Annotated in this window: 22 protein-coding genes; 8 read left to right on the top strand and 14 right to left on the bottom strand. The window is 43.3% G+C overall.

Annotated features, from left to right (window positions below; genetic code table 11):
- The first annotated feature begins 24 nt into the window (after nt 1-24).
- The 8 genes from D7V92_RS02245 (at nt 25) to D7V92_RS02210 (ending at nt 6,419) form a co-directional block, all read left to right on the top strand.
- Nucleotides 25-483, top strand: coding sequence for a hypothetical protein (locus D7V92_RS02245; protein WP_057327591.1), 459 nt, complete (start codon nt 25-27; stop codon nt 481-483).
- Nucleotides 473-2,008 carry a hypothetical protein gene (locus D7V92_RS02240; RefSeq protein ID WP_057327592.1) on the top strand — a complete coding sequence of 512 codons (1,536 nt, stop codon included), beginning with the start codon at nt 473-475 and terminating at the stop codon, nt 2,006-2,008. The genes D7V92_RS02245 and D7V92_RS02240 overlap by 11 nt, the downstream gene beginning before the upstream one ends.
- A gap of 1 nt (nt 2,009) precedes the next feature.
- On the top strand, nt 2,010-2,240 hold the full coding sequence (locus tag D7V92_RS02235) for a hypothetical protein (RefSeq protein WP_057327593.1): 231 nt from the start codon (nt 2,010-2,012) through the stop codon (nt 2,238-2,240).
- A gap of 3 nt (nt 2,241-2,243) precedes the next feature.
- Nucleotides 2,244-2,663: a phage protein Gp36 family protein gene (locus D7V92_RS02230; protein ID WP_057327594.1), complete on the top strand. Its 420-nt coding sequence runs from the start codon at nt 2,244-2,246 to the stop codon at nt 2,661-2,663.
- Between the two features lie 2 nt (nt 2,664-2,665).
- Nucleotides 2,666-3,904, top strand: a complete 1,239-nt coding sequence (locus tag D7V92_RS02225) for a DUF935 family protein (RefSeq protein ID WP_121772184.1) — start codon at nt 2,666-2,668, stop codon at nt 3,902-3,904.
- A 14-nt stretch (nt 3,905-3,918) separates the two neighbouring features.
- Nucleotides 3,919-5,220, top strand: a complete 1,302-nt coding sequence (locus D7V92_RS02220; protein WP_147441507.1) for a phage minor head protein — start codon at nt 3,919-3,921, stop codon at nt 5,218-5,220.
- Between the two features lie 102 nt (nt 5,221-5,322).
- Nucleotides 5,323-5,880, top strand: a complete 558-nt coding sequence (locus D7V92_RS02215; RefSeq protein ID WP_057327597.1) for a phage virion morphogenesis protein — start codon at nt 5,323-5,325, stop codon at nt 5,878-5,880.
- On the top strand, nt 5,877-6,419 hold the full coding sequence (locus tag D7V92_RS02210; RefSeq protein WP_121772182.1) for a hypothetical protein: 543 nt from the start codon (nt 5,877-5,879) through the stop codon (nt 6,417-6,419). Before D7V92_RS02215 ends, D7V92_RS02210 begins: the two co-directional genes overlap by 4 nt.
- On the opposite strand, the gene D7V92_RS02205 is transcribed toward D7V92_RS02210, so the two are convergent.
- From D7V92_RS02205 to D7V92_RS02140, 14 genes are all read right to left on the bottom strand, one after another.
- Nucleotides 6,416-6,634 carry a hypothetical protein gene (locus tag D7V92_RS02205; RefSeq protein ID WP_057327599.1) on the bottom strand — a complete coding sequence of 73 codons (219 nt, stop codon included), beginning with the start codon at nt 6,632-6,634 and terminating at the stop codon, nt 6,416-6,418. The genes D7V92_RS02210 and D7V92_RS02205 overlap by 4 nt on opposite strands.
- A 149-nt stretch (nt 6,635-6,783) precedes the next feature.
- Nucleotides 6,784-7,224: a hypothetical protein gene (locus tag D7V92_RS02200; protein ID WP_121772181.1), complete on the bottom strand. Its 441-nt coding sequence runs from the start codon at nt 7,222-7,224 to the stop codon at nt 6,784-6,786.
- Nucleotides 7,225-7,231: 7 nt separating this feature from the next.
- Nucleotides 7,232-7,942 (bottom strand): DUF2786 domain-containing protein, encoded by a 711-nt coding sequence (locus D7V92_RS02195; RefSeq protein ID WP_121772180.1) that lies wholly within the window; start codon nt 7,940-7,942, stop codon nt 7,232-7,234.
- A gap of 47 nt (nt 7,943-7,989) precedes the next feature.
- Complete coding sequence (locus tag D7V92_RS02190; RefSeq protein WP_121772179.1) at nt 7,990-8,349, bottom strand: xylulose kinase; 360 nt, start codon at nt 8,347-8,349, stop codon at nt 7,990-7,992.
- Between the two features lie 18 nt (nt 8,350-8,367).
- Complete coding sequence (locus tag D7V92_RS02185) at nt 8,368-8,628, bottom strand: hypothetical protein (protein ID WP_075555815.1); 261 nt, start codon at nt 8,626-8,628, stop codon at nt 8,368-8,370.
- 259 nt (nt 8,629-8,887) lie between these two features.
- Entirely contained in the window at nt 8,888-9,124 is a 237-nt protein-coding gene (locus tag D7V92_RS02175) for a hypothetical protein (RefSeq protein WP_121772178.1), read from the bottom strand.
- Complete coding sequence (locus tag D7V92_RS02170; RefSeq protein WP_121772177.1) at nt 9,121-9,783, bottom strand: DUF3164 family protein; 663 nt, start codon at nt 9,781-9,783, stop codon at nt 9,121-9,123. Before D7V92_RS02170 ends, D7V92_RS02175 begins: the two co-directional genes overlap by 4 nt.
- A gap of 7 nt (nt 9,784-9,790) precedes the next feature.
- On the bottom strand, nt 9,791-10,216 hold the full coding sequence (locus D7V92_RS02165; RefSeq protein WP_075555817.1) for a hypothetical protein: 426 nt from the start codon (nt 10,214-10,216) through the stop codon (nt 9,791-9,793).
- Nucleotides 10,213-10,380, bottom strand: a complete 168-nt coding sequence (locus tag D7V92_RS22140) for a hypothetical protein (protein ID WP_167369465.1) — start codon at nt 10,378-10,380, stop codon at nt 10,213-10,215. Before D7V92_RS22140 ends, D7V92_RS02165 begins: the two co-directional genes overlap by 4 nt.
- A 23-nt stretch (nt 10,381-10,403) precedes the next feature.
- Nucleotides 10,404-10,985 carry an ATP-binding protein gene (locus tag D7V92_RS02160; RefSeq protein ID WP_172681329.1) on the bottom strand — a complete coding sequence of 194 codons (582 nt, stop codon included), beginning with the start codon at nt 10,983-10,985 and terminating at the stop codon, nt 10,404-10,406.
- 32 nt (nt 10,986-11,017) lie between these two features.
- Entirely contained in the window at nt 11,018-11,230 is a 213-nt protein-coding gene (locus D7V92_RS02155) for a hypothetical protein (RefSeq protein WP_075555818.1), read from the bottom strand.
- Nucleotides 11,227-12,111, bottom strand: coding sequence for an ATP-binding protein (locus D7V92_RS02150; protein WP_057327622.1), 885 nt, complete (start codon nt 12,109-12,111; stop codon nt 11,227-11,229). Before D7V92_RS02150 ends, D7V92_RS02155 begins: the two co-directional genes overlap by 4 nt.
- 34 nt (nt 12,112-12,145) lie before the next feature.
- Nucleotides 12,146-14,203 carry a hypothetical protein gene (locus tag D7V92_RS02145; protein ID WP_075555820.1) on the bottom strand — a complete coding sequence of 686 codons (2,058 nt, stop codon included), beginning with the start codon at nt 14,201-14,203 and terminating at the stop codon, nt 12,146-12,148.
- Between the two features lie 9 nt (nt 14,204-14,212).
- Nucleotides 14,213-14,605, bottom strand: coding sequence for a hypothetical protein (locus D7V92_RS02140; protein WP_121772176.1), 393 nt, complete (start codon nt 14,603-14,605; stop codon nt 14,213-14,215).
- Nucleotides 14,606-14,694 lie beyond the last annotated feature (89 nt).

The following is a 14,694-nucleotide window of genomic DNA, read 5'->3' as shown; positions in this document are numbered from 1 at the left end:
TTGCCCAAAAGTAAAGCGATAATTATGTCAAAAAAGGAACTGGAAAAGAGCAAAGAACTTGCTCGCCTGTACTATCTGAATGGCGACACGCAAAAACTTGTGGCCGAAAAGGTCGGGGTTAGCCGCGTTACGATAAACAAATGGGTTTCCGACGGTGGTTGGGACACCATGCGTATGGCTAAAAGTATCACCCGGAAAGAACTTGTAACCAAAATGATGCAAAAGGCAAACGACAAACTGGAAGAAGGCAATATGTCTTTTGATGAAATGGCAAAACTATCCGCTTCTATAAAAGAGCTGGATAAACAGACAAATGCCGTTACCATTTTGGAAGTGTTAACCGCATACAATGAATGGCTGGTTGTCCGTATGCAGGTTGATAAGGAATTAACGACGGATTTAGTAAAGACTATGAACCGTTATCAAGATATGTTTTTAAGCGAACAGATAGGAAACAACAAATCGTTATTCAATGGCAACTAACACTTTAAAACAGGCACAGGAAAGGTGGAAACAGTTGTCGGAAACGATACAAAACATGTCTACCGTCAATGCCGCCGAAACAAAAGCAACCCAAATCGCACGTATCGAGCGTGCCCGGAAAGATTATGCCTATTTTGTCGAATACTATTATCCCCATTATTGCACGGACAGGGAAACGGGAAAAGTAACACAATCCGCAAAATTCCACATAGAAGCCGCAAAGAGGATATTAAAAACACGCGATTTAAAAGCTGTATTCAAGTGGGCACGCGGGCATGCCAAATCCACACACATGGACGTAATGATACCTATGTGGCTGATGTGTCAAAAACAACGGCAGATACACGTAATGGTATTGGTTGGAAAGTCCGAAGATAACGCAAAAACGCTGCTCGGGGATATACAGGCGGAATTACAATACAACAAACGGTATATTCACGACTTCGGGGCGCAATACAATGCCGGGAATTGGCAAGACGGTGAATTTGTAACCCGCAACGGGGTCGCTTTCTTCGCCCGCGGCCGCGGACAAAGCCCCCGCGGGCTTCGCTACCGGAACCGCCGCCCGGATTACATCGTTATTGACGACCTCGACGACGACGAACTGTGTGAAAATGATACCCGCGTTAGAAAGATTACCGAATGGGTAAAGGAAGCCTTGTTCGGGGCTTTTGGGGCGGAAGGAGGCCGTTTTATTATGGTGGGCAACCTTATCAGCAAATGCAGCGTATTGGCTAATATCGCGGCGTCAAAAGGCGTATTCGTCAGTCAGGTGAATGTACTGGATAAAAACGGCAAGCCCTCCTGGCCGGAATACTGGACGGCAGAACGTATCAAGGCCAAACGTGAATTTATGGGGTACAGGGCATTTGAAAAAGAATACATGAATAACCCCATAAAGGAAGGTTCGGTTTTTCGCAAAGACTGGATTAAGTTTAAAAAGATGTTTCCGCTTGACCGGTACGACAAAATCGTGGCTTATTGCGACCCGTCTTTTAAAGGTTCAACGCAAAACGACTACAAGGCGATAAAAGTATGGGGTAAGATTGGTACAGAATTGCATCACATCAAAGCATTTGTTCGCCAGTGCAGCGTGTCGGAAATGGTACGCTGGTTCTACGACCTGCACGAAAGTTTGCCCGAAGGGGTTATTTGCGAATACTACATTGAAGCCAATTTTCTTCAGGACATTCTTTTGGATGAATTTACAACGGAAGGAAAGCTACGGGGCTACCAATTACCCATACAGGCCGACAAGCGTAAAAAGCCGGATAAATTCGGCCGTATCGAAGCTGTTTCGCCCCTTTGGGAGCGTGGCTTTGTCTTTTATAACGAAGCCATGCAAAACGATCCCGATATGTTGGCCGGGATAGAACAGACCCTTTCAATCGAAAAAGGAAGCCGGACACACGACGATGCACCGGACGCCGACGAAGGGGCTATTTATATCCTGCAAAAATATACAAGAGTACAAGAGTATCAACCCAGCTTTGGCATGCGCCGGAGCCCTAAAAATTCATGGTAATATGATTAAGTTATTCAAAGAAATCATTCTGAATTACAGAGTAAAAAGAGCCGTTAAGATGGCAAAAGAATTATCAGAAGTGAGCAAACGCAAGTACATCGTTTTGATGGTGGCCGGTGTCCCCAAAGTCTATTCCAAACAGGAATTAAAAAGCCTGATTGCAAGGCGTGTTTTTAAAAAAGGCACTACTATTCAAGACTTGGAAAGACGTGCAATTCTTATAACCGCATAGCCTATGTTTCTAACAGAGAACGACTATATCGTAACATCGGCGGACGCTCTGACTATCTTCCAACAAAGTACGCCGGAAAAGCGCGAACAGGCCGAAAAAATGGCTGTCGAAGAAATTGCCGGTTATCTGCGTAGCCGGTACGATACCGACAAAGTATTTTCCGCGGTAGGCAAAGAACGGAACGACATAATCGTTATGTACGCCTGTGATATAACGTTGTATCATCTTATATCATGGCTGCCAAATAAAATGGGCCGCGAAATAAGAAAGGAGCGTTACGACCGCGCGATAAAGTGGCTGGAAGAAGTACAGACCGGAAAGGTCACACCGGACTTGCCAACCTTCACCGGTGAGGACGGCGAAGAAGATATTTATAACCCTGTAAAATGGGGATCGGAAAAAAGTAACACTTACATTTGGTAACAATGGGTTGTAAAAAACGCAATATAAACAACAGCCTGTCTATTGGCGGGTATAATCTTGCAAGGGAAAGCGACCGGAAACGGCTTAATTCCATGCTGGTGGAACTGAAGCTGCAAGCCGATGCCTTGACACAAAAAGACCTGAAAAACTGGCGTCAGGCATGGCAAATGGCATTGAATATCGAAAATCCGCGACGCGGCCCGCTGTATGATATTTATACAGATATAGAGGCCGACCTTCACTTGACCGGTTGCGTCGGTCAGCGCAAGGGCTTCACGCTGAAAAAAAGTTTCAAGCTGGTAGATGCGAAGGGCAAGGAAAAGGAAGAAGCTACGGCCCTGTTTGAAACAGGCTGGTTCAAAGATTTAATCGGCTATATTTTGGATAGCCGCTATTGGGGGCATTCGCTTATACAGTTGGGCGATGTTATATCCGTCGACGGGAAAATGCGCTACAAAGACGTTGAATTAGTGCCGCGTAAACATGTTATTCCTGAATACGGGGCTATCATCCGCGAACAGGGTGACGAATGGAAAAACGGTTTTGATTACCGGGAAGGCCCTTTGTCCGATTGGGTTATTGAAGCCGGAAAACCGAAAGACCTCGGATTATACCTGAAGGCGGCACATCAGGCAATTCCCAAAAAGAACATGCTGGCCTATTGGGATCAGTTCGGAGAAATATTCGGCATGCCGATTAGAATTGCCAAGTCAACGGCACGCGACCCCAAAGATCGGTCGCGCATTGAAAACATGCTGGCTTCTATGGGAGCCGCCGCATGGGGCTTGTTTCCCGAAGGAACCGAAATAGACATAAAGGAAACAACCCGCGGCGATGCGTTTAACGTGTACGATAAACGCGTCGAACGAGCCAACAGCGAAATAAGCAAGGGGCTGCTAAATCAGACAATGACAATCGACAATGGCAGTAGTTTGTCGCAGTCGGAAGTACACCTCGAAGTATTTGAAAATGTTGTCGAAAGCGATGCGGATTTGGTCAAGGATATAGTAAACGACCAGCTTATACCGCGTATGGTCAAGCACGGGTTCCCGATAAAAGGGTTACGTTTTATATATGACGAAAGTATAGACTACACACCGGAACAGCAGGTTTTATTTGAAACAATGATTGCAGACCGGTTTGAAGTCGACCCAAAGTACTTTATAAATAAGTATAATATTCCTATCATTGGCAAAAAGCAGGTTCCGACACAGCCACTTTCAAGACCTTTTTTCGACTAAGCCCCACCGATTACGTGGGGCTGCATGGTAGGGCGGCAGAAGTGTACAAAGGTGGCGGCCTTGTTTTATCCGCAAAGGATTACCCGGATATTTCAGGTGTTGAAGCGGCGTTCGACAAGGCGATAGAATGGTTGCACGATAAACGCGTATTCGGGGCGGCCATGCTTCGCGACGACGCAATCGCCGGGCTGATTGAGGAAACAGCGTCTTTTCTCTCCAAAGGCATAGAACGGGGGCTGGGTGAAAGTTCGCCATCTGAAGCAATGGTAAACAGTTTACGCGAAAGCGTTGGTGTTTTCAGCGGGTTCAAGACATTTCACGAAATGAAAGAAGCCGCAGGTATGTTGCTGGACGAAAGCGGAAATATAAAGCCGTTTGAACAGTATTATAAGGACGTTCAAACGTTGAATGATACTTATAATAAATTCTACCTGAAAACCGAATATGACTTTACCGTAGCAAGCAGCGAAATGGCAGCCCGCTGGGAAGAACAGCGGGACGACGGGGGTGGTCGGTATTTACTTCAATACCGGACGGTAGGGGACAACAAAGTAAGAAAGGAACATCGCGCTTTGGAAGGTATCACCCTGCCAAGCAGCGACCCGTTTTGGGATAGCTATTACCCGCCAAATGGCTGGCGTTGTCGCTGTACCGTTACAAAAGTACGTGCGGCCAAATATCCGGCAACCGATAGCAAAGAAGCCATGACGGCCGGAGAAAAGGCGACTGAGGGGAAGTACGCCGAAATGTTCCGCTTTAATCCCGGAAAGCAAAGGGCTGCCTACCCGGCTTACAATACATATACAATCAGCAAATGTTCTGTATGCAAAAAAGGTAATGTGAAGCTGGGTAAAATACCGAGCAATGAACTTTGTGCCGCGTGCCCGATCATCCGGGAATGCGCCGGAGATATGGCCAAATCACAGACTGCCATTGAGCGTAAGCACTACCTAAGGGAAATGCAGCCGCTTCTAAAAAAGAAAGTCACGCTGGAGATTGACGGGGTGCAGAAAAGTATCGGATTCCGAAAAGAAGGGAACGAGCATCTATATAGTGATACGTTTGGCCGATCGTCAGTCCTAAAGAAAGGCCATTTGTCCGAACTGGATAAAGTGCTGGAAAAAGCGGTTTATGTGAGAACGTCGGATTCGCTCAGCCATGAACGAAAAGATAAAATCAAACGGTTCTATTATCTGAAATCAGAGATAGAAGGCAAAACTGTTTATTTGAATGTGGCGGAAACGGACGAAAAGTCGAAAAAAGGTGTTATTTGGCACAATCGCTTCCTGTATTCAATTACGGACAAGATAAAATGAAAGCACCCATTGGCACCGTCTTAGGTTCCAAGACCAGGTGTGGCCACACAATGAATGCTTTCATAGCGCAAATATACAATTAATAATCTAAAACCCAACCTTATGGACGGAAATTTCAGAAAAGAAGTAATCGACCGGTCTTTGGATGATATAAAGGTAGAATTAGACGAAGAGTTCGACCGAAATTTTGAACGTAAATCTTTCTTTGATGAACAGAAGTGGCCCGAAAGGAAGTTTGACGACGGTGTCGGCTCATTAATGCAGCGCACCGGCGGATTACGCAAAAGCATCAGTTCCCGGAAGCGGGGCGCGGAACTGGCGTACACTTCACACAAACCATACGGACGCATTCACAACGAAGGCGGAGAAATAAAGGTTACCCGTAAGATGAAGGGGTATTTCTTCGCAAAGCTGAAAGAGATTGAAAGCGGGTACAGCTATAAGAAAAACGGCGAAAAACGGGATAACAGACGCAACCGGACATTATCGGATAAAGAAAACTTTTACAGGGCTATGGCTTTGAAAAAGGTTGGTTCTACAATCACCATACCGGAACGCCGCTTTATCGGCAATAGTAAAACAACAGATAAGATTATACGCGAAATCGCGGAACAAAATATTGACGATTATTTTAAACGGCATAATATTATTACAAAATGAGAAAAGATGTATATCAGGCATTAAAAAAACGCCTTAGCCGGCTTATTATTGATGAAGGGGGAAATATAATATTTCTATCAGAAGAACAGCTTCAGGCTGTTATAGAAAGTGGAGATAAGCCAAATTACGCTATAAAACACATCGCCCTTTGGAACAGGCAGGTTGAATTTATAGAAGAAGAAAGTATATTTGCCATGCCGGCCGTTTTCATTGAATTTGGTAAAATTAGCTGGCGGACACAAACCAACGGATTACAGGACGCAGACCTTACAATAGGGCTTCATGTGGTAACAAACGCTGTACCTGAAGGGTTCGACGGTGACACTTTCCATCTTGATTTATTGGATAAAATAAACCGTTGTTTATACGGCTTCAGTACAGAACAGTTAGGTTCTTTGGAACGGACGGCTTCTATTCCGTGCCACGACCACGAAGAAATATTGGATAATACGGAAGTCTTTAAATGTTTGGTACATGATAACTCGGCAGTCAAAAAAATGATGAAACTGCCTGCCATGCCGAATATTTCCGTTCATTAAAACAGGGACAGTTGCAACGCTTCCTGTTTGGCGATAACAGCAGGATTTGCGGCCGCATTTATATAGTTATAGAATGTCTTTTCCGATATACCATAAATAGGCCAAATATACTTGCGCCAAATCGCCCGGTTGGATAAACCGGTTTTTGCGTATTCGTCGTATATTTCATTTACTTCCTTAACGCGTTTTGCGTATGAACAGCCTGTTAAACTCATGTATTGCGGATTTAGAACAAATACAAAATTATCAATTAAACGCCGTACCACAAAAGAAAAGCGGGATAAATTTACTTATCCCGCTTTCCGTAAAGTGGCAACATCACTTTAAAGCATCAGAATTGAATTATACGTTGCCATTATAGCGGCTATTTCAATCCAAAACATCCAGTTCTTTTCCTGGCTAAATCCGGCAACACATAAAAAAAGGCAAAAGAAAGCAGGGACAACCACCAAAAGCCGGCCGCGAAACACCATATTTGAGAAAACAGACAACAGATAATCGCCGCAGTATAATGCACTGTATTTGTCAGTCTTTCTTTGAATTGTGCCGCCGTACCAACGAAAGCCAAGCCTGCGGCAGAGAGAAAGCAGGTAAACTGATAACCTTCCGGTGTCACATTCAGCCAACCGGGTAACAAAAAACCACCAACACCGTAACAAAATGCAGTAAACAGCCAACCTAACCCCTTTCTTTTTTCCTCTAAAAGATAGTAGGTGTTACTAATAGACCACGGAACACCAAACATAAAAACCATACTGCCAATATACAGCAGAAATATTGCTATTGATGCGAAAATTAAGTTCATGGGATTATTACTTTATTGCTTTGTTAATATTAGTATTCTTACCGTCACAATAGCCATTATAAAAAGCCTCTATAATATCTTTCTTTTTCGTTTTAGGGGCTTTTCTTTCCACAGGTGTATAACTATGCATATAATCATTTATCAGTTGATTATGACAAACAACAAGCGATTTTTCCTGCACTTCATTTGCTTTTGCTTCAATGGTTAGTTTTTCCCTTAGTCCATAGGCACAACCATTCAGGTACGAAGCAATATATTTGCGTTTATACTTTTCTGTTCGTATAGCCCCACGTTTGCCGTTTGCAAATTCTTTATACCTGACCGGAGCCAATTTGCGGAAGATACTGCGCAGCATATCATATAAATAGATAACCGTTGAAGTATTTGCTTCTGTTCCTACTACAATCATATTTGTTTGACCGGAAATCAGGAAAACTTTGCAGTAATTAAATTCACATATAACATTCATAAGCAAGCGTTTCCAAAGGCCGTATGTGTCTTTAAAACTAATATTTCCGGTTCTTTGTACCCGCAAAGACTCTTTTCTTTCTTCCGGGTTAATATCCATCAATGACAAATTATATTGTGTCAACAGTCGACTAATCGCAGCCGCAGCGGCATTTGCTTCACCTTCTGACCCGATTTTTTGGGCTGATTGTTGAAGGCGCATTAACTTTTTCAGTCTTTCAACTATTTTATTTGGTACTTCTGTTTCCATTTTATTCCTTTTAATTTTGCTTATATTCGCTGTTTTTTTAATGTTAATTAACCGACAATCGTATAATCTTGTATTTCGCCAACTCCAATATCAATCGCTCCTTTCTTCCCATCAGGCAGAACGCTGACTCGTGCATTTCCCAAATACCGAATAAAACATTGTTGATATCTATTCAATACCTTATAGCTCTTCCCCTCTTTTTCCAAAATCATACCTTTTTTAATAGGCTTTCCAGTTGAATCTATCAAATACTTATCCAAAAAAGCATTTTCCAGTTCTATTATCTCTTGATCTAAAGGGGCTGTTTCCTCTTTATATCGGGCTTCAATAGCCTTTTTTTTATCCATAATAGCGAGCACTGACTTTGTCAGTAATTCTGCATCATTAAATCGTTCTGATATTTCCATGATTCGTTATTTTTTAAATTAAAAGTTTAGAAAAGCATATACGCCTGCGTTACACAAAGTGGCAATAATTAACCCCCTATCGCCTTCTGCCGGGCCTATATTCAAACTTTCGCTTACACCCGAAGGGATGGTAACAATTTCATCCCCACCAATCAAACAGAAGCCGGCAGAAACAATTTTCATTCCTTCTATATTCACCATATTATGTGTTACATGGTCGGGAAAAAGAACCGGCATTTTTAAGCCGGTTCCTTCTTGTTCAAATATGACATACTTCATATAAGCCTATTTTAAAGCGTTTCCGGCACGAATGCCATCACATAGGTTACAACATCACAGGTGACTATTACGCGCCCTGAACCTTTGCATTGTTCGCAAATATGGCCGTCTATGATACCGCGGCCGTCGCACACCTTGCAAGCTACTACATGCGGCGGAATAGTCCTTGTTCTTTTTATCCCTTTGGGTTCTTGCGTTTCCTTTGGCTTTCTAAATCTGTCTAAAATGTTTCCCATATCGTTTTATTATTTTAATATTACTATTTATTTTCATCAGCTACCCAGTTGATAGTCACAACTGCTTTTAATTTCTTATATCCCTTACAAACCGGGCATTCTACCTTTACACTTTCATGTGTCAGTTCATCCATTCCCCAAAACCAACCGTTCCCATGACAATACCCGCAGGGGACACCGCCGAATACCACCTGTTCTGTCGGGTGTTCTTTTGGGAAAAGCGGCGGCGATATTAATAACATTGGTTGTCGCTTGCTCATGCTTCTGTCATTCCTAAAGGTACACAAACCCATGCGCCATTCTCATTTTTTACTTCAGCCCGGATAAACTGTTTGCTTATCGCCGGTTGATAGGCTTCTTCTATTATTTGAACGCCTTCCATAAAACGGTCACTTCCGGTTTCTTCGGCAATCTTCCGGAGTTGCACTACACGGCTTGCCTTTAATGTGCCTTTCGCATCGCGGGCCAGCAAGCGAAGCACCATTTTAACAAGTGCCTTTGTTTTTTCATCACTGGCAAGCCCTTCGATGTACTCTTTAACGATTGCTATGCCATCTTCTACCGTATCGCGATAACCGTCCGTTGTATAGACACCGATAGTTATCCGTTTATCACCCTGTGAGTTGGTAAACGTATCGCTGCGCTGACCGTCTTTTTTCAACTTTAGAACATCGGCTTTCATTTCAATAACGTGCCTGAAATCATCCAAAATCGACTGCTTTGTTTCCTTAATACCTTGACTAAGGCGCATTAAGGCCGGAACTGTCTTGTCAATGGTTTCATCCACCAAATCGCGGTAAGCCTCACGATCTCTTTTAGCCTGTTCTTTGGCATTCTTTTTAGCCTGTTCGGCCTTAAATTCATTGAACTGCTTCAGTTCCTCGTCCGTCATTTCAACGGCTTTCTTTTCTTCTGTCATAACTTTATTAATTTAATTGTGAATAATCCTTGTTTTTATCATTTTTCCGCATTATCAACCGCAATTTGATACACAGAAGTTCCAATTCTTCAACTGTCAATTTTCCGAACTCCTTACCGGAAATTCGCGGGTTTTTACAGTAGGCGTTTACGCGGTTCCAGTCGGTTGTGTCAATTCCATTCTTTTGTAAAAGAAGAAGGGCCGCCGACCGTTTGCGTCTTAGTTCCTCTCGTGCAATTTCGCGGGCTTTATATCCGCCTACCTGTCTTTGCATACCGTCACACATGGCGTCGTATTCTTTATCGGTCAATTCCTTCAGGGAAGTTGTACGGCCGTTTGTGTATTGCCGTACCAATTCCACTTTTAATTCTTCTTTGTCCGATGTGGGCATCCGGTTAAGAAGAGTATAAAACCGGGCATAATTTCGTTTCATATACAATCTTCTTCTGTTAGTCCATATTCAGCCATCAGAGCGTCGTGTGAAAGATTAGTGAGGCGTTCTGATACTTCACTATAAATAAAAGACTGGTCGCTGAAAGAAAAGCCTTCGGCCTTCTTTATCGCACTGTTTAAAATTGCTTCAATCACATCATCCACGACTATGTATTTAAAATTGTTTATTATTCATTCCAATATTGCGCAGCACCTTCAGCCCATATCGTAAAGTGATTGCCCGGCTTTGTGATAAACCGGCCTTTACAAATTGCCCGGAAGCCCTGCACGAATATTTTTACATCAGCATCATAAGCCACCTTTTTTGCTGCCCGGCCTTCAGGTTTCACTCCTTCGGCATGGCTAATAAATATCAGCAGCTTATTACGGTGCTTTTCCTTCATTGCCTTGTAGGTCGCATAAGTAAGCCCGGAGTATTGAAAACTATCCACAATGGCGATACCGGCACTTCTCCGTTTTAAAAGGCGTTCAGACAGTTCATTCATTGGTTCCCGGTCAAGTATCTGAAATCTCCCGTTAACTTCATCCATGCGACACCGGTTCAAACTGTTTTGAAGCGAAAGCCCTGTACTTTCTTCCAAGCTGTCATAAATCACCTTGTCAAACTGGCATAGATACTTGGCCAACTGCATAACGAAACTACTTTTGCCATTACCACTGTCACCCCAAATAATCCAAGTGCCTGTGCGGTCAGGCGTTCCGAATGCAGCTTCCCATTCATCGGTAAACGGGAAGCTGGGTATATTCATAGATTGTATCTCTTTAGGAGAATAAGCCCGTTTCATCCTTTTGCGTATCTACATGCAACCTTGCAACGGGTCGCGGTTACTATTTTGTTAGCTAACTCCAAATTATCCAGTTCAATAATTATCAAACCGGCTGTTTTCGCCCGACGTACACAAATATCACAGGGATATTCACCTTCATTCCACAATAACAGCACATGCGCAGCATATTGCGGCTCCATTCCGAGTTGATAAATCTTTTTCATCATACCAAGCCCCCTTTTCTTATTTTTTCAATTTCTGTATACACCCGGCGAAGGCTTCCGCCGGTACGGTTTACCACTTTCATAATTTCAGTCCCTTCAGGCGCATTTAATTTGGCGACCATTGCGGCTTGTGCCTTCAGGAAGGCTTCGCGTTCTTTCCCGTCTTCCGGGGTTACTTTACTGTACCTGTCACCATAGCGGGAAAACATTTCGGTATAACCTACCTTTTTGCATTCGATAGACCGGTTCATTTTTTCTTTCAGGCCGTCAGCCCCCATCATGTACCAAGCGCAACAACGTTCCGTAGCGTTCCAAAGGGCTTTCAACTCCAAAAAGGCTTCATATTGCAGGTCGCCCCCTTCATCAAGAATAATTAAAGGGTGTTCCAGCGTTTTCAGATAAAAACACAGGTCGTCGTAAACGTCGCAATACCTGCCGTTGTTGTTTACTCCAAATTCTTTCGCAATGAAGCGTATCAGGCGTTGTTTAGTCTTTACCTGTGAACAATCGACATATATGGCGTTCTTGTGGTTCTTTACATACAGGCGGGCCGTAAACGTCTTACCTATATTCGCCATATCGCATAACACTGCGGAAACACTGCTTTCTTGACACATTGCCAACTGTTCGGTTATATAGACAAAAGTCGGCGTTTCGGCCGCTTGCCACTGAATTTCATTATTCAGCGATACATTCAAGCGACGGGCAAGGCAAATCCAATTTGTATCGCTAACCTGTTTGTCAATTTTCCCTTTTTTCAGTACATTGTACACGCTGGCCGAAATGCCAAGTGCGGCGGCGTGCTTGTTATCCGAAGGGTAATTTTCTCGGTTTACCGTAATGGCTTCGAGAATACGTTGTTTAATATCGTTCGTTACTTCCATGTTATAATAATGTTTTAATGTTATTCTAATACTGTTATATACTTGCTACGCCCCGGCCTTTGTAGTCGCTGAATTGAGCTATCAGGCTATCGGCATCCGTTTCTACATTATCAACCTGTATCGGCTTCGCCGTTGCTTTCGCTATCTTTTTGGCGGTTTCTGCTTTCATCACCACCACCGGGGCAATAGCTTCTTTCTTAGTCATTGCGTCGAACTGGCTGATTAACTTGTTTTGCTCTGTCATTACCTGTTTGTCCTTATCCGTCTGTTCGGCTTCCGATGTATTGAAGGTTCCGACATTGCTTAACTTATCAAGTAGTACGCCGTTTTGGTAGATATACACATCACCCATGTTTCCTTCTTCATCCGGCAGGTAATAGGCATCCACTTGGTTATTATTGGGGGCAAGGCGGTCGAGAACTTCTGGACTGCTTAACCAAAGGTCTGTATAGTTTACGCGGCAATAACTGTTTCGTCTGATACTTGTTTCTACGTGTTCACCAATGAAACGGTATAAAATAGCCTTATCAACAGGCTGCAAAGTCGGGTTCATATTACTTTCAAGCACCTGCCAGCGCGTCATACCGGGATATTTCTTTTGATTGGGGTGCAGGGAATGATTAAATTCGTGAACATCCGCAATATCTTCCTGAATAAGCTGCTCCCATGTGTAATACTGCTTTTCTTCGTAAGTGTCGTTATATTCGTCACTTATCTTTTTACTTTCTGCCCTGTATTTCTCATTTTTGGCATAAAAGCGGCCTATTCCTAAATGGTTTTTGTGTTCAACACTGCGTTTCTTTGCGCCGTTTAATGGTTCTGCAAACTTTTCCTGTGAGTTTAGCGGGGCACAGAAACGAACAAAGGGAAACATCGTACCGGCTTTTAAAAAACTATCTTTCCACTGGCTCATAAGGTGGTTTTCCACTTCGACTTGTGCCGGGCAATTCCAACCGTTACGCTCCATAAGACGAAACATATCGCGGAAACAGTCTACCACTAAATCAACGTTCTTATTACGGTTGTAAGCAAGGCCGACTACACATTGGCTGGTTACGTCATAGGCATAATAAGCCTTTGGACGTTGTTTGGTATCCTTCAGCTTACGTGGCAAATCGCGGTCGTCGAACGAAATCTTACTGAAAGAAAATTCCGGGGCGTGGCGGTGTACATGCGGGCGTTCATTGTGCATGAATGTGCTCCAACTCATAAGTCTGTGATTTATCAAGACCTGATTTTTAGGCTGGTTCAGATAGTTGTTTATAGTGGATTGGCTAAGCCTGATCGGGTTGCCTTTCTTATCCACAAATTCCGCCGGGTTAAATATCTCGCCGGTTTCCGGATTGCAAACAGTCAACTCACCGGCTATAAACATGTTGTACATTTCCCACACGTTTTTATTCCACGGCTTGTTCGGCAATGTCGCCAAACTAAGCAGTAAACTTTCAACCTGCACATTGACAAGCCTTGTGTTCTGATTACCGAACTTTTTGCTTATCAGGCTTATGTAACTGTTTTCTTGAAAGTCCTTTACTTTCTTTTTGAAGCGGTTTACCGAAAGCGGCAAACTATGCCCAAACTCTTTTTGAAAGAAGCTGATCGCACCGGCCATTTCTTCCCAACGTATTTTGTTGTTCTGCATGACAGCCCGTTTCATCCTGACATCATTCATCAGGCGGACAACTGACTGTAAAGCGGAAGCATTCAATGTATATTCCTGCTGTTGTTCCGGTTCCAGAGGCTTGCCGGAAGGCAGGCGGAAGCGGGAATAAAAGCTGCGGGCATCCGCATCCACTTCCCAATGCGAAGCGAACCAGTTTCTTAAAATCTCAGCGTCCATACTTCCGTATTTTTGTTCAACTAACTTTTTATATTTATCCGGCAGACTATCCACGGAAACAAGGGATTTTACCCCACGGCCTATACCTTTACGAATCACCTGTATTATTTTACGATAAACCAACTGATCGAAACAGCTAACTGTCATTATAGGAGCTTTCGTTACATCTAACCGATAGTCCCCTAAAAGCGGCCGGTCGTCACGTGTCAGGTCATCTTTTGATATACACAATATTTTTCCGTAGTACTCCATAGTGATACTTTAAATTCGGGGGCCGTAGGCCATTCTCACAACTTCATCCTGAAGGTTCATAAAATCAGAAATCATCAAACTGCTTTCTACTCTCTTCACTTCTTTGCCATTTATAAAGGCAACGACTAAAGGAAAATCATTATGTGATATGATTTTAACACGTTTCCCAAAAGTCTGCGTCATTGTATGCTCTGCCGTTTGATGGGTTGTTTCCCAGTCCATAGCAAAACCGTCATTGATAGTAAAACCGCCTAATTCCTTTATTGCCGTGTAACGGATTTCGCGGGCCAGCCCACTGTCGCTTTCAAAAGTCAATGCTTTCCATATCATCACACCCGTACAGTCAAATATCTGACGCAATTTGCCTTTGCCGGCCCTGTCTAAATAAATATGCTTTTTCATCGCTATATCGTTTATAGTTAATACTCTGTTTTAAATACCTTCCGCTATTCTCACGAACCGCGGAAGTTTTGCTACATTTGTAGCATGTC

The sequence above is a fragment of the Parabacteroides sp. CH2-D42-20 genome (assembly GCF_003670185.1).
In the GTDB taxonomy this organism is placed as follows: domain Bacteria; phylum Bacteroidota; class Bacteroidia; order Bacteroidales; family Tannerellaceae; genus Parabacteroides; species Parabacteroides distasonis.
This window is presented reverse-complemented; position numbering and strand designations above follow the sequence as displayed.